Origin of the sequence: Hymenobacter psoromatis, assembly GCF_020012125.1 — a bacterium.
Classification (GTDB): domain Bacteria; phylum Bacteroidota; class Bacteroidia; order Cytophagales; family Hymenobacteraceae; genus Hymenobacter; species Hymenobacter psoromatis.
Genome location: NZ_JAIFAG010000001.1, coordinates 502,638 through 522,301, shown reverse-complemented (window position 1 = coordinate 522,301; position 19,664 = coordinate 502,638). Strand labels below are relative to the sequence as shown.

Here is a 19,664-nt window from a genome sequence, read left to right as displayed (position 1 = left end):
ACGGAGCGTTTTTAAGTTATCCTTTTTGCTTGTTAACTTATTTCTCGCCGGCTGCTCGGGGCTGCGCTACGTGCCGGCGGGCCAGAAGCTGTATACGGGCAGCAAGGTCATTATTAATACGCCACCCGAATCCAAGAAAAACGTGGGTGCGCTGCAAACGGAGCTAACCAGTGTGCTGCGGCCCGCGCCCAACTTTTCGTTTTTGGGGCTGCGGCCCAAGCTGTACTTCTGGCACCTGGGGGTAGGCAAGAAGAAGGGCCTGGGCCATTTTCTGGCTGGTAAGCTGGGCGAGGCCCCCGTGGTGCTGAGCCAGGTGCAGATTGGCCCTACCCGCAAGTTGATGGTGAACCGGCTCGATAACCGGGGCTACTTTAAGGGCGCGGTGAGCAGCGAGGTAGTAGCGCAGGAGAAAACGGCCCAGGTGAACTACACGGCTAACACAGGCCGGCGCTATTTAATCAAAGAGATTTTTTTTCCGCAGCGCGATACTCTTATCGACGCGGCCATCCGGGCCACCCAGCCCGAGTCGCTGCTGAGCGTGGGCGACCCCTACGACCTCGACGTGCTCACCAACGAGCGCGTGCGCATCGACCTGGCGCTGAAGAACAAAGGCTATTATTATTTCAACCCCAACTACCTCCTGTTTCAGGTGGATAGTACGCTTGACGGGCAGGTAAGCATTCACTACCGGGTGAAGGCCGAGGCACCGGCCAAAGCTACCCAGCCTTACTGGCTCGATAAAGTGAGCCTGAATACCGATTACGTGCTCACCGACTCGGTGCATCGCCAGCCCATTATTTACCACAAATACCTGTATTATCCCGACGAGAGTATGTTTCGGGCCAGCGCCATCACGCGGGCCGTTTTTCTGACCCCCGACAGCCTATTCCGGCAGCGCCGCCGCGACCAGACGCTCTCGCGCCTCATGAGCCTGGGCACGTTTCGCTTCGTCGAAATCAAGTTTAGCCCGGCGACGGCCGGCGACTCGGCGGGGAGGGCGCGCCTCGACACGGATATTCGGATGACGCAGCTCAGAAAGAAAAGTCTGCGGGCGGAGTTGCAGCTCGTTACGAAAACCAACGGCTTCACGGGACCGGGCCTCACGGTGAGCTTCCGTAACCGCTCGGCATTGCGCGGGGCCGAGCAGCTGCTCATCAACGGGGTAGCCTCTTACGAAACCCAGACCAAGGCCCCGCCAGGTACTGAAAGCCGCAGCAACACGGGCCTTATCTCGACCGAGTTTGGGATTGATGCCCGCCTCATCGTGCCGCGCCTCATCGTGCCCCAACTGCCGATACTCAACCCGCGGCTGGTAAACTCTGACTTTCAGCCGCGTACTACGTTTGGGGCCGGCATTAAGTACGTGACGCGCACGGGCTACTTTGCCACCACCAACTACACCTTCAACTACGGCTACAGCTGGAAAACCAGCATTACCAACGAGCAGGAATTCCGGCCGATTGATATTACCTACGGCACGTTTGCCAGCACCCCGGCCTTCGATTCGGTACTGAATGCCAAGCCATTTCTAAAGCAGGCGTTTCAGCAGCAGTTTATCTTGGGTAGCTCCTACCGCTACACATTCAACCAGCAGGCGCTGGAAAAGCGCCGTCAGCAGATTTTCTTCCAGGGAATGGTGGAGGTGAGCGGCAATGCGGCCAATGCCCTCGGCGGCTTCACGGCCGGCAAGAAGTCACCTACCGAATACTATACCATCGCCGGCCAGCGCTTTGCGCAGTACGCTAAGTTCGATTTAGAGCTGCGCGAGTACTACCGCATCAGTCCTAAGCCTACCTCCGGCGACCGCATCGTGGGCCGGCTGCAATTAGGCATTGGCCTACCCTACGGCAACTCGGGGGGCGGCTCCCTACCCTACCTGCGCCAGTACGGCATCGGCGGCCCTAACTCCATCCGGGCCTTCGCGGCGCGTCAGCTCGGGCCAGGCTCGTACAAGCCCGCCGCTACCGACATCATCAGTAATTATTACGACCAGGTGGGCGACCTGCGCCTGGAAGGCAACATAGAATACCGGCAGGACCTGTTTCCCTACGTGAAGGGCGCGCTCTTTATGGATGCAGGCAACATCTGGCTCGTCAACAACGACCCGAGCCGGCCCGGCGGGCAGTTCCACGCCAATACGTTCCTGCAGCAGTTGGCCGTAGGCGCGGGCGCAGGCCTGCGCATCGACGTGCAATTCTTCGTTATCCGCTTCGACTATGCCGTCCCACTGCGCGCTAATTACGGCACGCCCGATGATAAATCGGGACGGCTGAATCTAGCGATTGGGTATCCGTTTTAGGGAGCCAAAACAATCGTTCTGGCGGGTGCCTCTCCCCGGACTCTCCCTCTCCGAAAAGGAGAGGGAGAGCCGACCGATTGTGGACGTAAGCGCAAAACCGGTGCCCCCTCTCCTCTTCGGAGAGGGGGTCAGGCGCAAGTGGAGAGCGAATATTGTGCTAGGTGAGAATAGAAAGAGCAGGCTGAACGTTCAGCCTGCTCTTTCTATTCTCACCTGTTGCAGACTTACTTCGTGCCCGCCGACTTGGTAGCGCTCGCGGCCCTACCCCCCGGCTTGAGCAGCGCAGCGTAGCGATTGGGGTCGTTGAGCACGGCCACGGCGGCCTGAATATTAGGGTCGTCATCGAAACCCGCTTCGGTGCGGCCCTTCTCGTAATAGTAGCGCGAGGCAATTTCTTCCTCCAGCATTTCCCGGATTTCGGGCTTGAAGCGCAGTAGGTCGTTGGCTTTGTTGGCGGTCACTTTGCGCTTGATGGCATCTAGCTCGGGCTTCACGTCGTCGTAGTGCTTTTCTTCCTTCACCTTTTTAGTGAGGTCGGTGAGGGCACGCTCAGCATCGGTACTATACGTCACGCCTTTCGTTTGCATGAATGCCACAAATTTCTGGTAGTCCGCATCCGGCAGCTTAAAGTCGCGGGCCGATGCAATAGTGGCATGCTCGGCGTGGTAGCGCGTGGCATAGTCGAAGAGGTAGCTCTTCTGGATGAGCACGCGGGTAATGTCGGCGATTTCGCGGTTCTGCACGTCAATGTCGGGGGCCACGCCGCCACCGTCGTACACGATGCGGCCGGCCTGGGTCTTGAAGGCCGTGCGCAGCGAATCGGGAAACTTACTGAGCGTACCGTCTTCGCCGCGGTGCGAGTAGTCAATCTCCTGAATGCAGCGGCCGCTGGGAATGTAATACTTGGCCGTCGTCACCTTCAGCTGCGAGTTATAGCTCAGCGGCCGGGTAGCCTGCACGAGGCCCTTGCCGAAGGTGCGCTCGCCCACCAACACGGCGCGGTCGTAGTCCTGCAGCACCCCCGACACGATTTCTGAGGCCGAGGCCGAACGGTTGCTCGTTATAATGGCAATCGGCATCTGCGTGTCCAGGGGCACGTCCAGGGCCTTATAGGTCTTGTTCCACTCCGTCACCTTACCCTTGGTACTCACCACGTCCAATCCCTTGTCTACAAAGAGGTTAGAAATATTTACTGCCTCGTTGAGCAGGCCACCGGGGTTATCGCGGATGTCAAACACCAGTTTTTTCGCGCCTTTTTCCTTGAGCTTAACCACCGCGGCGCGCACCTCGCGGCCCGCGTCCATCGTGAAGCCGGAGAGCTGAAAGTACCCGATATCGCCGGTCAGCATCCCGTAGTAAGGCACGTTATCAACCTGAATCTTATCGCGGGTGATATCAATCTCCACCGGCTTATCCTGGCCGTAGCGCGTCACCATCAGCTTCACTATCGAGTTGGCCTGCCCCTTTAGCAGCTTGCTGATATCGAAATTGGTTTTCTTTTCGAGGTTAACGTTGTTGATGGTCAGAATCTCATCGCCGGGTAGTAAGCCGGCTTTTTGGGCGGGGTAACCTTCATAGGCGCTCTGCACCACCGTTTTGCCGTTGCGCTTGATGACGACTGCGCCAATACCGCCGTACTGCCCCGTGGTGAGGGTACGGAAGTCCTCAATGTCGTCTTCCGGGATGTAGTTTGTGTACGGGTCCAGCGATTTTAGCATCCCATCAATGCCCGTTTTCACCAGCTTGCCGGGCGTAATCTCGTCCACGTAATACGTGTTCACCTCCTTGAAGAGGGTAGCGAAGATATCGAGGTTTTTGGCAATCTCAAAGTACCGCTCGCTGTCGGACGCGGCCCGAAAGCTAACGAGACCGAGTGCCCCCAGACCCAGGGTGGCGAGTAGTTTCTTACGGTTTGTCATTGGGCAGAAAGATACTAAAGAATGCGGAAGGAAACGCCACCCAACATAGGGTTTCTTGCTTCTTCCCAATTCATTCTTCTTTTCTTCGTGAAGAGTGGCCAACCTATGAGGGAGGTTGCACCGCAGCTTCGGCCAGCAAACGATTTAGCCCGGAAATTAATTTTTTTTCTATTAGCGGCAGGTCGCTTTTTTCTTTACCAGTGTAAAGAATACCCAGCAATGCTACCGGATGGCCATTTTCGGCTTCCAGCAGGCGGTGTTTATTTAGGCGGTATGCCTCGCGCAGCAGGCGCTTGAGGCGGTTGCGGTCCACGGCCCGCTTGAAGGTGCGCTTAGGCACCGTCACCAGCACCTGGGGCGGGGCCGTGGTGCGCGCCGGAGCCGGCAGCCAGGTCAGGCGCAGGGGGTAGGCCCCGAACGAAATTCCCTGCTTGCTGAACAGCTGCTCAATAAGCTTTTTACGGCACAGGTGCTCAGCCTTCGGAAAACCGAATTTCTTAGCCTGGGGCGGCGGGGTAGCGGGTAGGTCGGGCACGGGATGCGGGGAAATAGCGAAGCCGCATTGCCCCGGCTGCCTCCTGCTGAAAAATCAGCGGTGAGCAGCCCGCGCAATGCGGCTACCTGCTTGCCAACAGCTAAGGGCCGATTAGAGCCCCCCACCAGTAGCTAACAGCTTAAAATACTAGCGCTTGTGGCGGCCTTCGTCCGATACGGTGAGGCGCTTGCGGCCTTTGGCGCGGCGGCGGGCCAGCACGTTGCGGCCGTTGGCGGTTTCCATACGGTTGCGGAAACCGTGCTTGTTGCGGCGCTTGCGCTGCGAGGGCTGATAGGTACGTTTCATGTCCGGTCAAATTGCGAGTTGGGCCGGCAAAGGTACGGATTTTGGTTTGGAATAGCAAACGCCGCCCGAAACAGCGGTTGGTCCCGTCGTCCCCGTGCCGCTGCTGGCCGTAAGGGGGGTAGGGCGGTGATAGCCGGCGTGTGCGACTGGCCTACCCCCTCCCCCACGGAGTGCCCCTCCGCTTTACATTGTCGGCGCATCGCTTCCATCCATGACCTACTACCACGTTTCCTTCGAGAATCCGCTCACGTTTTACCTGCAAATTCAGCTTATGGTGGAAGTGCCAGCCGACGCGGCCGGGCCGCTGGCTTTGCAGCTTCCCGCCTGGCGGCCAGGACGTTATGAGCTACAAAATTTCGCTCAAAAAATCCAGCGCGTCGAAATCAGCGATGCCGAAACGGACGCGCCCCTACCCTACCGCAAAACTACCAAGGACCGCTGGGAGGTGCCCGGCGCGGCGGGCCGTAGCGTGCGGGTGCGCTACAATTTCTACGCTCATCAGATGGACGCCGGCGGCTCGTGGCTCGATGCGAGTCAGCTCTACCTCAACCCCGTGCAGGCCCTGATGTACGCTGAGAGCCAGCAGGATGCCCCCTGCCAACTGACGCTGGACCTGCCCGCCGGCTGGCGGTTGGCCTGCGGCCTACCCCAGTCGCTACCCAACACGCTGCAAGCCAATAGCTTCGACGAACTGGTGGATTCGCCGCTCATCGCCAGCCCTACCCTTCAGCACGAGCAGTACGAGGCCGGCGGCGTGCCCTTTCACGTGTGGGCGCAGGGCGAGGAGGCGGTTATCAATTGGCCCCGGCTGCTGGCAGATTTTCAGGCGTTTTCGGCGGAGCAAATTTCGCTTTTCGGCGGCTTTCCAGTCGCTGATTATCACTTTCTTAATCAGTTCTTATCCTATAATCATTACCACGGCGTAGAGCACCACAACTCGACCGTGATTGTGCTGGGGCCAGCCGAAGCGCTGATGCAGGAGGCACTGTATAAAGAGCTGCTGGGCGTGAGCTGCCACGAGTTGTTTCACACCTGGAACATCAAAGCCATCCGGCCGGCCGAGATGCAGCCCTATGACTATGCCCGCGAGAATTATTTCCGCACCTGCTACATCGCCGAGGGCCTCACCACCTATTACGGCGAATACCTGCTGGCGCGCAGCCGCGTGCGGACGCCGGCCCAGTACTTTGAGGAGTTGAATACCGTGCTGCGCAAGCACTACGACGACGCGGGCGGCCAAAACCTGAGCCTGGCCGATGCCAGCATGGACCTCTGGCTCGACGGCTACCGGCCCGGCGTACCCGACCGCAAGGTGAGCGTGTACCACAAAGGCGCGCTGGCCGCGCTGCTGCTCGACCTGACCATCCGGCAGCTGCACGGCCACGCCCGCAGCCTCGACGACGTGATGCGCCGCCTCTACGAAGAATTCGGCAAAACCGGCATCGGCTACACCGAGGACGATTACGCCCGCATTGTGAGCGAGGTGGCCGGCCGTAAGATGCAGGTCTATTTTGATAAATTCATCAACGGTACCGCGCCCTTACAAGAGCCGCTGGATAAGGCGCTGCGCACCGTGGGCTGCCAGCTAGTGGCGTATGAAAACGCCTCGGCCTCGGAGGGAATCTTCGGCTTCCGCACGCTGACGAAAGGCGGCCGCACCGAGGTCACCTACATCTGGCCCGGCTCGCCGGCCGCCGCCTTCCTCACCGTGGACGATGAGCTAGTGGCCATCAACGGCCGCCGCCTCGATAGTAATTTACAGTCCCTGCTCAGCACCGACGCGCCGCACTACGAAGTAACCGTATTCCGCCAAAACCGACTGCTGCTGGTGGACCTGGTGGCGCAGCCGGGGGTAGGGTTCGGTCCGCGCTACGCGGTGGAGAAGCTGACGGAGGCCGATGAGGCGCACCGGGCAGGGTTCGAGAAGTGGCTGGGGTGGGAGTTCTAGGCAACTTGCTTCTCAGCTAGTAAGCTGATACTTTTCCCCTATGAAACACTCTTATTGGCTGTTACTGGCATTGACTGCGTGCGAACCTATTACTCCTGATTCTCAGCAGGTAAGCCAGCAAGTCAGGCCGCGCCGTGCCGATAAGCAGCCAACTACTAAGGTTAAGCCCACGATATCTTTCACTTCCGGCGACCGCACTACTTATGGGCCACATGACACGTTGCACGTTGGCCGGGGCATCGTGCTTCGGCTGGAACTAGGTAGCAAAAGCGACTTTGCCAAAGTATCGCGCAGCCGAATGCCTTATTCAGAGGCACGTACTATGCGGCAAGAGGGAAATGGCCGGGTGTACCGCGCAGGCCATACGCTGGTCCTAAACCCTTTTAATCATCCGGCATTGCGATTTCCTGATAATACTTCTCAAATACGAGGAGATGAGAATGAAGTCGAAGGTATTAGTTATACGTTTTCAGGCAGCGTCCCTGGCCGACCTTATTGGATGGTAGACAGCCTAATGTACGAATACTATCACCCCTTTCTCATCAACAAATATTCAGGCCGTGCAACGCCTTTGTGGAACACTCCGGATATTTCACCGAATCGGCAGCAAATACTGGTTGCTACGCCGGGATTAGACGGTGAGAGTTCACCCAATGGCTTACAGCTATTTATTATATCTAGGCAGTCAGTCCATTATGGATGAGGGACTTCCTCAACTGGCAACCGCAGCAGGTCCGGTGGCTCGATAATCATACCATAGCCATTGAGCAGTTGCGTTTCGAGCCTAAAATGGATACCACTTATGTACGGCTGCTGCTTCCTAACTAAAAACGCCCCGTTTCATCGGCAGACCGATGAAGCGGGGCGTTTATCTAAAGTGTTTGCTCCTTAATGCTTGGCGTCGCCGCCTTTGCCTACTTTGCCTTTATTGACGGACATTGGATTGTTGCCCTGCGGGTTGCTGCGAATCTTGTTGACACCGTGGCCGGCATCGTTACCGTCGGTCGTGTTGCCGTGGCTCGATACCTGGTTGTCATTCGGATTTTGCACCTGCGTGCTTTTCTTCTTGGTATTCTCAGCCGGGTTGACAGACGAGGATTTATCTTGTGGGCCGGATTTTTTGTGAGCTAAGGACATGGCGGGAAAAGGATTAGTGAGCGTATCCTTAGTGTACCTCCCAAGCGGTAGCAAAGTTGCCTTTACCCCTCCAAAGCACCGTTCTCCTGGCAATACCAACTCATTCAGCCAGCTTCTCCAGCGCCGCTCGGAATTCCGGCGTATCGTAGTCGGCCATCCCGTCGTGGCGGTCAGCCAGCCGCCCGGCGGGCGTGAGAATAACAGTGGACGGAATTGAGGGCGAATCGAACGGCGCGAGTAACGGCGCGGCCGGGAAGAAAACCGGCAGCGTGTAACCCTTGCGCTTTAGTAGCGCCCGCGCCTTATTGGGGTTGGCATCGAGCGAGATGAGCACGAAGGCGACTTTGGCGGTGTCCGTTTTTTGGTAGAGAGCTTGCAGGCCGGGCATTTCGGCCAGGCAGGGCGGGCACCAGCTGGCCCACAGGTTCACAAGTACCGCCTTGCCCCGAAACTGGCGCAGGTTGGCCGGGCGGCCATCGAGTGTGTAGAGTGGTAGGGGGTAGGGATAGTCGGCGCGCACGCTGGCAAAGCGCACAGGTAGCGTCTCCCTACCCCCCGCTGGCGCGGCGGGCGGCGCGGCGCGCCACAGGCCGGTGGCTAGCAACCCGCGCTGCATGGTGCTGAGCACGGGCAGGCGCAGGCTGGTCGTCATCACTAGCGCGAAGGCGGCGAAGAAGAGCATTTCGCTGAGGTTTTTGCGCAGCCAGGTGGGCATAGGTTGAATTTCTAAAAAATCAAAAGAACTTCCTGCTTCCTTCGTCAGCAGGAAGTTCTTTTGATTTAACGGCTCTACGCCGGGACGCTCATTGGCTGCACGCGCACCAGCTCTTCAAACTGCGCTTCGCGGGCTTCTATTTCTTCCTGCGTCAAATTCAATAACCGCTCGGTGCCGAACTTCTCGACGCAGAACGAGGCCATTGCCGAGCCGTGGATAACGGCGCGCTTGAGGTTCTCAAACGAGCAGTCGTCGGTGGCGGCGATGTGGCCGATGAAGCCGCCGGCGAAGGTGTCGCCCGCGCCGGTCGGGTCGAAGACTTCCTCCAGGGGTAGGGCCGGGGCGAAAAATATTTTGTTCTTATGAAAGAGTAGCGCGCCGTTTTCACCCTTCTTAATAACCAAAAACTTTGGTCCCAAAGCCAGGATTTTGCGGGCCGCTTTCACCAGTGAGTGCTCGCCGGAGAGCTGGCGGGCCTCTTCATCATTGATGCTGAGTACGTCAATCATCTCGATAGTGGCCAACAGCTCATCAGGAGCCGAGTCCATCCAGAAGTTCATGGTGTCGAGCACGATGAGCTTGGGCCGGTTGATGAGACGTTCAATGACGAGGCGCTGTACCTGCGGGGCCAAGTTGCCAAGCATCAAGAACTTGCAATCCTGGTAAGCATCGGGAATAATAGGGTCGAACGAGCCGAGCACGTTCAGCTCAGTGGTAATGGTTTCGCGCGAGTTCAGGTCCTGGCTATACTTGCCGGACCAAAAAAACGACTTTTCATCGGGCTTAATTTGCAGGCCCTCGGTATCCACGCCGTGGCTTTGCAGTGTCTGAATGTCGGACGGCGGAAAGTCACCGCCCACCACGGCCACCAAGTGCACGGGCTTGGTCGAGTACGAGGCCGACAGGCTGATGTAGGTAGCCGCGCCACCGATAATTTTGTCGGTTTTGCCGAAGGGAGTTTCCAGGGCATCAAATGCCACGGAGCCGATAACGAGCAGACTCATTGCGGGAAATTAGAGTGGGTAGGGAGTTGGGCGATGGGTACCCAACTATGCAAATAACAAAAAAAGTCCCCGGACTCGCATCCGGGGACGTTGAAGAGGGTAAATAATGGGGCTCGAACCCACGACCTTCGGAATCACAATCCGACGCTCTAACCGGCTGAGCTATATCTACCGTGTGTGCTTTAGGAATGCAAAGATACGCGAAGGGCACGGAAACTCGCAAAGAATTTCAACGAAAAACGTCTGTCCTTGCGACCGCAACGCAGTGGAGCGCGGCAATCTTTCCTTCCCATCGGACTACTAATCCCAACGGGGAGGAAAGATTGCCGCGCTCCACTGCGTTGCGCTCGCAAGGACAGGGGAATCGCGGTTGCGCAGCAAAATAGCCCGACCTTTGCCCGATGGATACCCCCGCCGCGTTCGCCGATTTCAAGCTTAATAAGCAATTACTCACCGCCGTAGCCGAGGCCGGCTTCACGGAGCCTACCCCCGTGCAGGTACAGACGATTCCACTGCTGCTGGCCGGGCACGACGTGCTGGGCATCGCCCAAACCGGCACCGGCAAGACGGCTGCCTTCGGCCTACCCCTACTCATGAAGGTGAAGTACGCGCAGGGCGAGCACCCCCGCGCCCTGGTGCTGGCCCCCACCCGCGAGCTGGCCATTCAGCTCGAAAAACACCTCAAAGCGCTGGCCACGCACACCGATTTGCGCATTTATGCCATTTATGGTGGGCTGGGGCCGAAGACGCAGATTGAAACCATCAAGGCAGGACTAGATATTCTCATCGCTACCCCCGGCCGGCTGCTGGAAATTTATTTGAAGGGCGATTTAGTTTTCAAAAGTATTCAGACGCTGGTGCTGGATGAGGCCGATAAAATGATGGACATGGGCTTCATACCTCAGATTCGGCGCATCCTGGAAGTGATTCCGCGCAAGCGGCAGAACGTGCTGTTTTCGGCTACCATGCCGGAGCGGGTCACGATTTTGAGCGAGGAATTTCTGGAATTCCCGGTGCGGGTGGAGGTGACGCCGCCCGCCCAGCCGGCCCAGACGGTAACCCAAAGCCTGTACGAAGTGCCCAACCTGGCCACCAAAATCAACCTGCTCGACTACCTGCTGCACCGCGACGCGGCCGAGATGACGCGGGTGCTCTTCTTCACCCGCACCAAGGAAAGTGCCGACGAGGTAGCCCGCTTTCTGCAGCGCAAAGCGCCTGTGGGCGAGGTGCGCGTCATTCACGGCAACAAGGGCCAGAACGCCCGCCTCAACAGCATGGATGCCTTTAAGGAGGGTAGCATCCGCTACCTAGTAGCTACCGACGTGGCCGCCCGCGGCATTGACGTGCCGCAGGTAAGCCACGTAGTCAATTTCGACGTGCCGCTGATTTACGACGACTACGTGCACCGCATCGGGCGCACGGGCCGGGCGCGGCACACGGGCGCGGCCATCACCTTCGCCAACCCCGCCGAGCGCCAGCACATCGAGCGCATCGAGGAGATGATTCGGCAGGAAATTCCGCTGTTGCCCATCCCGGAGGAAGTCGAAATCACCAATACCCCCTTTGTGGAAGGCCAGCAGCACGCCCGCGTGCTCGACGAGCAGCGCCGCCGCGAAGACCCCGAATTCAAGGGCTCCTTCCACGAGAAAAAGGAGTGGATAAAGCCCGGCGTGACGATTGACAAGCGCACTGGCAAGCCCTTCGAGGAAGGCAAGCACCACAAGAAAAGCCAGAAGGGAGCCAAGAAAAACCCCGGTAAGAAAGGAGCGTCCGCACCGGGCATGAAGGCCATCAAGGCGCGGCCTAAGCGACGGAGTAGCTAGTCGCTTTGCCGGGAGCGAATGTTACTGTTTTTCCAGCTTGGTTACTTGGATGAATCTATCACATCCAGTAGAAATAGTTACGTAGGTAACTTTAACGTAAAATGGAAATGTTTGCTGAGGACTAATATTCAAGTCAGCCATGTTGCTTATGATCTTAAACGCGCTGGAGTAAGGTTTTGGGTCGTTGGTGAAAGTTATCATAAATCCCCCGCAACATGCACATAGCTGATTATTATAGCCGGTGATAATGGCGCTCGTCATGGGCGCTGCTTCTTTCTTGCAAGAGCTACCAAGCAGCAGGAGTATTGCCAGGCCAGACAGGGGTAGGGAAGACAATTTCATGGCGCGTTTCTTCTCACGACTTCCTGAAGGCCGCTAAGGTTGCATTACCCACGAAAAAATCCTTGATAGCCAGCAGCTTACGCCTCCAAAACCTAGTGGTGGTGCAGCAAATGCCCGATTTCGGCGCTAGCTAGGGTGAGGATGCTGCCCCAGAGCACAGCACTCCACAGCATGTGCAGCATAATGCGCTGACGCGGCACGCCCAGCAGGGTAGCAATGACAGTACCGCCAATGGGCGAGAGCAGCAGCGGAGTCAGAAACGCGATACCGCCCATCCCGAAGCGCTTAAATACCTTGATGATGCTGCGCGAGCGCTTGGAGAAAACCGGCATCCGGCGCAGGCGGCGCTGCTGCTGCCGGTGCCGCACCCAGGCCCTACCCACCCCCGAGATAATAAAGACGCTCGTCATCATACCCGCCACGGTGAGGCCCAGCGTGGGCCAAAAGCCCAGCCCCATGCTGCTGCCCGCCAGCGGACCGCCCAAAAACTTGACCGTGCTAAGCAGAAAGACCGAGGCGAGTTTCATAGTATAATGTAACACTAACGCAGATACGTAACAGTCCCACTCACTTACGAGATAATAACCGAAACGGAACAACCGCGGCCCCGGCTTTTTATTGCCTTTTGGTTAAACTTTCGCTAGTTCATGCGAGGTTCAGGAGCCGGGCGGGGCCAAGCTACTTTCGTGCCGAAAAAGGGCTCCGTTATATTTTACTACCAAAAGCCAGGTCACCGGCGTCACCCAGACCCGGAATAATATAAGCTTGCTCGTTGAGCTTCTCATCCACGGCGGCTATCCAGAGCGTAGCCTCCGGTATTTCGCGCATCACGTAGGCTACCCCCTCGGGTGAGGCGATAACGGCCGCGATGTGCACCTGCCGCGGCGTGCCGAAGCGCAGCATGGCGCGGTAGGTTTGCACCAGGCTCTTGCCGGTGGCCAGCATAGGGTCGGCCAGGATGAGCACGCGCTCATCGAGGCGCGGGGCGCTGAGGTAGTCGAGCTGCACCTGCACCTGAGCCGTGCCCTCGATGCGGTAGGCCGCCGCGAATGCACTGGGGCTCTGGTCGAAATAATTGAGAAAGCCCTGATGAAAGGGCAAGCCGGCGCGCAGCACGGTAGCCAGCACCGGAAAATCGCGGAGCAACTGGCTGGGAGCCTCGCCCAGCGAAGTGCGCACCACCTGCGGCGTGTAGCTGAGCTGCGCACTGATGCGGCAGGCAATAATCTCGCCCAGGCGCTGCAGGTTGCGCCGAAAGCGTAGGCTGTCCTTTTGAATGTCTACGTCGCGCAGCTCAGCCAGGAAATGGTTGGCGATGCTGGGCTCGGCGCACACCACGCGCAGGCGCTCGAACGGTTCGGAGGGGGTAGGAGTCATAAGTAATGGGTAATGCGCAACACGCTCGCAATGACACTATTTTTCAACCAGAAACTTTTAAAAACTAAGGGCCGGATACAATACGGGCCGCGCCCCGAAGTTGGCGAAGAAACGGCCAATGGCCGGCAGGCTACCCCCCTCAAAGTCGAGCACCTGGCCCGGCTGCCCGGCGTGCCGCCCGATGGCCTCGTCGAGTAGCAGCAGCGGCGCGCCCGCCGCCCTACCCGCCGCCGAGGCCGCCGCAAACAGGTAAATCAGCCCGCCATCGTACCTAATAAACAGCGCCCCGGCCAGCAATTCGCCGGTGGCCGGGTGGCGCACCCGCCGCAATTCGGCCAGCCCGCGGGCCCGCGCGGCGGCCCAGAGGCGACGCAAGGGCGCGTAGTGGCGCGGGCGCAGGCCGGTATGCTCGGCGGAGCGGTAGCTGAGGAAGAGGGCGAGCAGTTCGTCTAAATTATCGGCAGCAGCCACGGTGAGCGGAGCTTGTAGCTCGTGGTTGCGGCGCAGGCGGCGGCGGTAGTCGGCGGCGTAGCCCTGGCGCAGCACCTCAGTGGCCGGGCCCAGGCTAAGGTGGTAGGTGAGGCGCTCGGCCACCGTGAAGGGAGGGGGTAGGCCGGGCAGCGGCCGGGCAGCGGGCGGCAATTGCTGGTAGAAGCTATGGCAATAGTTTTTAATAATCGCCAGATAATCAGCTAGCTCGCGCTGCTGGCTGGCGGGCGTTAGTACCAGGCCCAGCTGCTGCGTGAACAGGGGCTGGTACCCTACCCTACCCCGGATTCTGCGCTTGGTAGGTAGTGGCAGCAGCGAGCGGTATTCGCCGGCCGGGCCCAGCTCGACCACCGCCGCCCAGCGGCCGGCCGCAGCGGCCAGCCACCACGCCTGCACGTAGGGCGGCGCGCCGGGGCTGGCCGCCACGCAGGCATCCCAGCGAGTGAGGTTGAGGTCGGCAAAACGGAGCAGATGCAGCACGGCGGGTAGGGCCGCCGGGGCGGGCGGCGGGGCCAAAGTTCGGGGCTAAAAGCCGGGGCGGCGCGGCCGACGTAATTTTGGGCGACTTGTTCTCTTCGTGATGATTTTTAGTTGATGAAATACTACTTATCCCTCTTATTACTCGGGTTGGCTGGTTCGCTCGCGGCGCAGACTGCCCCTCCCCCACCCGCGCCTAACTCGGCCAACTGGTATATTTTTAACAAGCCGCTGCCGGAAGATACCAAAGCTCAGCAGCCCGAGCCCTCCGACGCGAAAGCACTGCGCACGTATGGCCGCCGCGCCCTGCGCGCGGCGCGCACGCCCTACCAGGGCAATTTATACGTGCCGCTCGACCCCAATACCTACCGCCTGCTGGACCGCTACGCCATCAAGTACGGCCCCGATTCGTTGCACGACCCCCACACCAGCGTGCGGCCTTACACCCGCGCGGCGGCGGCGCATTTGGGCGAACGCATGCTGGGCGAGGAAGCGCCGGACTCATTCAACCCGGATAAGGCAGCGCCGGGCTTGTCGCGGGCTGATTTATTCAACGCCCAGTACTTGCTGAAGGACAACTGGATGTACGCGGACCAGGGCGACAGCCTCAACCGGAGCCAGCAACCCATCCTCACGTATTTCTACCGCGACCAAACCGACCTCTACCACGTTCAAACGCCCGATTTTGCCTTTCGCCTCAACCCCGTGCTGCTGCTGCAAGCCGGCGCGGACCGGGGCGATAACAGCATTGGCGGCCTGCGCTACGTGAATACCCGCGGCGTGAGCTTTGAAGGGCTGATTGACCAGCGGCTGGGCTTCTACGGCTTTTTTGCTGATAACCAGGAGGCCGTGCCGAGCTGGGTACAGGCCCAAATTCGGCGCGACAACATCGTGCCGCATGAGGGCTACTGGAAAGATTACAAGACGATAGGCGGCAGCGCCTACGACTTCTTCACGGCGCGGGGCGGCATTACTTATGCGGCCACTAAGCACATCAACATACAATTTGCCCACGACCGCAATTTCATTGGTAACGGCTACCGCTCGCTGATTCTTAGCGACTACAGCGCACCGTATTTCTTTTTGAAGCTGAATACGCGGATTTGGAAATTTAATTATCAGAACATTTTTGCGGAATTAACTGCTCGCCGTACCTACGATGCCAACGGAAGCCCTGTCGATTCGCTCTATCCCAAGAAATACCTGGCGCTGCACCATTTGAGCCTCGACGTGACCGATAACTTCAACATCGGCGTGTTTGAGTCGGAGGTGTCGGGCGGGCCGGGGCGCGGGTTGGAATTGCAGTACCTGAACCCAGTGATTTTCTACCGCGCCATCGAGCAGCAGGTAGGCTCGTCGGATAACGCGCTGCTGGGCCTCGATTTTAAGTGGAACATCAAGCACCGCGCCCAACTCTACGGCCAAGTGGTGCTGGACGAGTTTAAGATTAAGGAAGTGCTGGCCGGCAATGGCTGGTGGAGCAACAAGCAGGCGATTCAGCTCGGCGGCAAGCTACTGGACCTGGGCGGCATCCGTAACCTCGATTTGCAGGTAGAATTCAATTACGTTCGGCCCTACACCTACCAGCACGAGAGCCTGTACACGGCCTACGAGCACTACCAGCAGCCGCTGGCTCACCCGATGGGCGCCAACCTGGCGGAGATACTGGGCGTGCTTAGCTATCAGCCCCTACCCCGCCTGAATCTGGTAGCCAAGGCGTTTTATACCAAGCAGGGCCTCGACTTTACGTATAGTATGGTGGGCCAGCCCGTGCCCAACAGCAACTACGGCTCCAACCCGTTGCAGCCTTACAACAACCGCCCCCTTGACGCCAGCGGCCAGCCCCGCGAGTACGGCTACCGGGTGGGTAATGGCAACACCAGCCATCTATTTCACGGCGACCTGACGGCCACCTACCAGCCGCGCCTCAACCTGTTCATAGATGCCACGCTCATCGTGCGCCGCCAGCTTATCGACCAGCCGCTAATCTACCCCAACGGCGGGATTATTAGCAACGGCACGGAAGTGTACCCATCCATCGCGCTGCGCTGGAATATCGCCCAACGGCTGAACGAGTTTTAATCGCAGATTCAAACGGATTTAACTGATGTCGCGGATACGCCGCTAAAGCGGCTGGCGCTGCTTTTGGAGAGAATTTCAAGATAGAGAAGCGTAGAAGACAGACTTTTTGTATGGCGTGAGTTGTCCATCGGGCAACGCCAACCCGTTCGCGTAGCCAGGCAGCGCAGCTGCCGCATCCGCGAAATCAGTTAAATCCGTTTGAATCTGCGGTCTATGAAGACTTACCTCCGCCTGCTAAGCTTTGCCCGTCCCTACGGCAATTTTCTACCCCGCTATATACTATTCACTACGCTAGGCATATTTTTCGGTATTGCCAATTTCACGCTGCTCATCCCACTACTCAGCGTATTATTTGACACCAAGAATATAGTAGCGACGGCGGTCCCGCCTACCCTGCCTCATTTTGTAGCTTCCTTTTCTTACTTCATCGAACTAGGGCATTTTCTACAGAAAGCTTTTTCCATTAGCTACGTCAAAGACCTTTTTAACTACCATCTTGCGCAGGTAGTCGCTACGAATGGCCGGCAAGGTGCCCTGGCCTACGTATGCGCCATCATTATAGTATCAGTTTTTTTTAGCAACGTATTTCGCTACCTGGGTGGCCGGTTGCTGGCCGGCGTGCGGGCGCGGGTGGTGCGCAACGTGCGCGGCACGCTCTTCGGCCGCATCACCGAGCTGGAGCTGGGCTATTTCTCCAACGAGCGCAAGGGCGACCTCCTCTCGCGCCTCACCAACGATGTGCAGGAGGTGGAAATATCGGTCGTGAACACGCTCACGGCGGTATTCAAAGAGCCCCTCAACATTGTGGGCATCTTCCTGATACTGCTGTCTATGTCGGTGCAGCTCACGCTGTTTTCGCTGGTGCTGCTACCTATTTCGGGCGGCATCATCGCTAGCGTCTCGAAGCGGCTGCGGCGGCACGCCACTATCAGCCAAACCACGCTCGGGGCCATGCTCTCGGTGATTGAGGAAACCCTAGGCGGGATGCGGGTCATCAAGGCGTTCAACGCCCGCCGCTACGTGCTGGATAAGTTCGAATTTCAAAATGACCTCTACGCCCGCACTACCCGAGACATCGACAACACCCGCGACCTAGCCTCGCCGTTTTCTGAGTTTGCAGGCGTCACGGTGGTAGCAGGACTGCTCTACTACGGCGGCTCGCTGGTGCTGAGCGGCCAGGCAGGGTTATCGGCCGAAGCATTTATAGGGTACATCCTGCTGTTTTCGCAAATTCTAACGCCCGCCAAAAATCTCTCGGGTGCCTTCGGCGGCATTCAGCGCGGGCTGGTGGCTGGGGCGCGGGTGCTGGCCGTTATCGATACCGAGCCTAACGTGCGCGACCGGCCCGATGCGGTAGTCCTACCCCCCTTCCGGGAGCAGGTCGAGCTGCGCAATGTGAGCTTCCACTACGGCGACGTGCCGGTGCTCTACGACCTGAACCTGACCGTGAAAAAGGGCCAGACCATTGCGCTGGTGGGCCCCAGCGGCGGCGGCAAAAGCACGCTGGCCGACCTGCTACCCCGCTTTTATGACCCCAGCGCCGGGCAGGTACTCATCGATGGGCTCGACGTGCGCGCCTGCACCCTGCATTCGGTGCGCGCCCAGATGGGCATCGTGACGCAGGAAAGCATTTTGTTTAACGACACGATTTATAACAATATTAAATTTAATACCGAAGCCACGGAGGAAGAAGTAATTGCCGCTGCCAAAACGGCCAACGCCCACGACTTCATCATGGCCTCGCCCGAGGGCTACCAGACCAGCATCGGCGACCGGGGCGGACGGCTGAGTGGCGGCCAGCGGCAGCGGCTCAGCATTGCGCGGGCCGTTTTGCGCAACCCGCCGATTCTGATTCTGGACGAAGCCACTTCGGCCCTCGACACCGAGAGCGAAAAGCTGGTGCAGGAAGCCCTCACGCGGCTCATGGCGGCGCGCACGTCGCTCGTTATCGCGCATCGCCTCAGCACGGTGCGCCACGCCGACGAGATTATCGTGCTCCAGCATGGGCGCATTGTGGAGCGCGGCACCCACGCCGAGCTGCTGCTACGCCCCGGCGGCCTCTACCAGCGCCTGAGCCAGCTGCAAACCAACGCCGCGCTGGTGTAGAAGCCGCGCCGGCCGGCTCCCGACTGGGAACGCTATCTTTCGGCCCCTACCCCTTCTTTTTTCATTCACCATGCTCTTTCTCAAACGTATCGTCACCGTGCTGGCGCTGATTTATTTGCTGCTGGCGCTGCTGATTCTGTTCTTCCCCTTCGTTCGCACGTCCACGGTGGGCATTTTCAGCGCGTACAGCCTGCCGATGGAGGTCAATATGCTGCTCGGTTTTTCTTGGGCCAGCGTGGCGGTTATCGGCCTGCTGCTGCTGATTGAGAACCTGGACAGCGGCCTGCTGCGCCGCCGCGTGGGCAAGCAGGAGCAGAAAATCAACGAGCTGAAGGCGCAGCTTTTTGATGCCCAAAAGCCGCTGGCTGCACCCGGCGCCTACCCCCCGCCGCCCGCGCCAATGCGCCCACCCGGCGTATCGTATCCTACCGCCGACCAAGAGCGCCGGGCGGGGCCGCCGCCGTTCCCTACCCCCCCTCCCACTACCTACTAGCCCACCCCGCTTGCACCTTCCTGACCTCATTCGCGCCGAGCTGACCGAAGCCCGCGCCGTGCTCGATTCCTTTCTGGCCGACGAGGCCAACCTTCAGCGCATTGCCGACGCGGCCCAGCTTTTTGCCACCAGCCTGAACAACGGCGGCAAGGCCCTGACCTGCGGCAATGGTGGCAGCCTCTGCGACGCCCAGCACTTTGCCGAGGAGCTGAGCGGCCGCTACCGCCAAAACCGCCGCGCCCTGGCCGCCATCGCCCTCACCGATGCCTCGCACCTGACTTGCGTGGCCAATGACTTCGGCTTCGAGTTCGTGTTCAGCCGCTTCGTGGAGGCGCTGGGTCGACCCGGCGACGTGCTGCTGGCCATCAGCACCAGCGGCAACTCGCCCAACATTCTGCGCGCCGCTGAAGCCGCCAAAGCCCTGGGCATGAAGGTAGTAAGCCTCACCGGTAAGGACGGTGGCCAGCTCGCCGCGCTCAGCGACGTGGAAATCCGGGTGCCCCACGCCGGCTACGCCGACCGCATCCAGGAAATCCACATCAAGGCCATTCATATTATGATTTTACTCATCGAAAAGCTGGTAGCGGCGTAATTACAGACAAAAAAGAACGT

Annotated in this window: 17 protein-coding genes and 1 tRNA gene; 8 read left to right on the top strand and 10 right to left on the bottom strand. The window is 59.0% G+C overall.

The features are described 5' to 3' along the window. The first annotated feature begins 25 nt into the window (after nt 1-25). On the top strand, nt 26-2,299 hold the full coding sequence (gene tamL, locus LC531_RS02215; RefSeq protein ID WP_223648697.1) for a translocation and assembly module lipoprotein TamL: 2,274 nt from the start codon (nt 26-28) through the stop codon (nt 2,297-2,299). A 224-nt stretch (nt 2,300-2,523) separates the two neighbouring features. Here the strand turns inward: tamL and LC531_RS02210 are convergent, their stop codons facing one another. From LC531_RS02210 to rpmH, 3 genes are all read right to left on the bottom strand, one after another. Next, nucleotides 2,524-4,218, bottom strand: coding sequence for a S41 family peptidase (locus LC531_RS02210; RefSeq protein WP_223648696.1), 1,695 nt, complete (start codon nt 4,216-4,218; stop codon nt 2,524-2,526). Nucleotides 4,219-4,321: 103 nt separating this feature from the next. After that, nucleotides 4,322-4,753 carry a ribonuclease P protein component gene (locus LC531_RS02205; RefSeq protein WP_223648695.1) on the bottom strand — a complete coding sequence of 144 codons (432 nt, stop codon included), beginning with the start codon at nt 4,751-4,753 and terminating at the stop codon, nt 4,322-4,324. A gap of 147 nt (nt 4,754-4,900) precedes the next feature. Then, on the bottom strand, nt 4,901-5,059 hold the full coding sequence (gene rpmH / locus LC531_RS02200) for a 50S ribosomal protein L34 (protein WP_068337113.1): 159 nt from the start codon (nt 5,057-5,059) through the stop codon (nt 4,901-4,903). Nucleotides 5,060-5,270: 211 nt separating this feature from the next. Between rpmH and LC531_RS02195 the strand changes: the two genes are divergently transcribed. Beyond that, the gene (locus LC531_RS02195; protein ID WP_223648694.1) at nt 5,271-7,007 is read left to right on the top strand and encodes a M61 family metallopeptidase; all 1,737 of its coding nucleotides are present in this window, start codon (nt 5,271-5,273) and stop codon (nt 7,005-7,007) included. A 40-nt stretch (nt 7,008-7,047) separates the two neighbouring features. Further along, nucleotides 7,048-7,710 (top strand): hypothetical protein, encoded by a 663-nt coding sequence (locus LC531_RS02190; protein ID WP_223648693.1) that lies wholly within the window; start codon nt 7,048-7,050, stop codon nt 7,708-7,710. 185 nt (nt 7,711-7,895) lie between these two features. Here the strand turns inward: LC531_RS02190 and LC531_RS02185 are convergent, their stop codons facing one another. From LC531_RS02185 to LC531_RS02170, 4 genes are all read right to left on the bottom strand, one after another. Then, the gene (locus tag LC531_RS02185; RefSeq protein WP_223648692.1) at nt 7,896-8,144 is read right to left on the bottom strand and encodes a hypothetical protein; all 249 of its coding nucleotides are present in this window, start codon (nt 8,142-8,144) and stop codon (nt 7,896-7,898) included. Nucleotides 8,145-8,244: 100 nt separating this feature from the next. Further along, nucleotides 8,245-8,859 carry a TlpA family protein disulfide reductase gene (locus LC531_RS02180; RefSeq protein ID WP_223648691.1) on the bottom strand — a complete coding sequence of 205 codons (615 nt, stop codon included), beginning with the start codon at nt 8,857-8,859 and terminating at the stop codon, nt 8,245-8,247. A 74-nt stretch (nt 8,860-8,933) separates the two neighbouring features. Continuing rightward, on the bottom strand, nt 8,934-9,863 hold the full coding sequence (locus LC531_RS02175; protein ID WP_223648690.1) for a PfkB family carbohydrate kinase: 930 nt from the start codon (nt 9,861-9,863) through the stop codon (nt 8,934-8,936). 98 nt (nt 9,864-9,961) lie between these two features. Next, nucleotides 9,962-10,035: transfer RNA gene (locus LC531_RS02170), tRNA-His, on the bottom strand. Nucleotides 10,036-10,264: 229 nt separating this feature from the next. On the opposite strand from LC531_RS02170, the gene LC531_RS02165 reads away from it, so the two are divergent. Further along, nucleotides 10,265-11,686 (top strand): DEAD/DEAH box helicase, encoded by a 1,422-nt coding sequence (locus LC531_RS02165; RefSeq protein WP_223648689.1) that lies wholly within the window; start codon nt 10,265-10,267, stop codon nt 11,684-11,686. Between the two features lie 434 nt (nt 11,687-12,120). Here the strand turns inward: LC531_RS02165 and LC531_RS02160 are convergent, their stop codons facing one another. From LC531_RS02160 to LC531_RS02150, 3 genes are all read right to left on the bottom strand, one after another. Further along, nucleotides 12,121-12,555 carry a hypothetical protein gene (locus tag LC531_RS02160; protein ID WP_223648688.1) on the bottom strand — a complete coding sequence of 145 codons (435 nt, stop codon included), beginning with the start codon at nt 12,553-12,555 and terminating at the stop codon, nt 12,121-12,123. Between the two features lie 178 nt (nt 12,556-12,733). Continuing rightward, entirely contained in the window at nt 12,734-13,405 is a 672-nt protein-coding gene (gene upp, locus LC531_RS02155) for a uracil phosphoribosyltransferase (protein ID WP_223648687.1), read from the bottom strand. A gap of 57 nt (nt 13,406-13,462) precedes the next feature. Beyond that, nucleotides 13,463-14,410: a GNAT family N-acetyltransferase gene (locus LC531_RS02150; RefSeq protein WP_223648686.1), complete on the bottom strand. Its 948-nt coding sequence runs from the start codon at nt 14,408-14,410 to the stop codon at nt 13,463-13,465. A gap of 111 nt (nt 14,411-14,521) precedes the next feature. Here LC531_RS02150 and LC531_RS02145 point away from each other — a divergent pair, with 111 nt between their 5' ends. From LC531_RS02145 to lpcA, 4 genes are all read left to right on the top strand, one after another. Then, on the top strand, nt 14,522-16,453 hold the full coding sequence (locus LC531_RS02145; RefSeq protein ID WP_223648685.1) for a capsule assembly Wzi family protein: 1,932 nt from the start codon (nt 14,522-14,524) through the stop codon (nt 16,451-16,453). 213 nt (nt 16,454-16,666) lie between these two features. Then, complete coding sequence (locus LC531_RS02140; protein WP_223648684.1) at nt 16,667-18,559, top strand: ABC transporter ATP-binding protein; 1,893 nt, start codon at nt 16,667-16,669, stop codon at nt 18,557-18,559. 70 nt (nt 18,560-18,629) lie between these two features. After that, nucleotides 18,630-19,052, top strand: coding sequence for a hypothetical protein (locus LC531_RS02135; RefSeq protein ID WP_223648683.1), 423 nt, complete (start codon nt 18,630-18,632; stop codon nt 19,050-19,052). A 10-nt stretch (nt 19,053-19,062) separates the two neighbouring features. Then, the gene (gene lpcA, locus LC531_RS02130; RefSeq protein ID WP_223648682.1) at nt 19,063-19,644 is read left to right on the top strand and encodes a D-sedoheptulose 7-phosphate isomerase; all 582 of its coding nucleotides are present in this window, start codon (nt 19,063-19,065) and stop codon (nt 19,642-19,644) included. Nucleotides 19,645-19,664 lie beyond the last annotated feature (20 nt).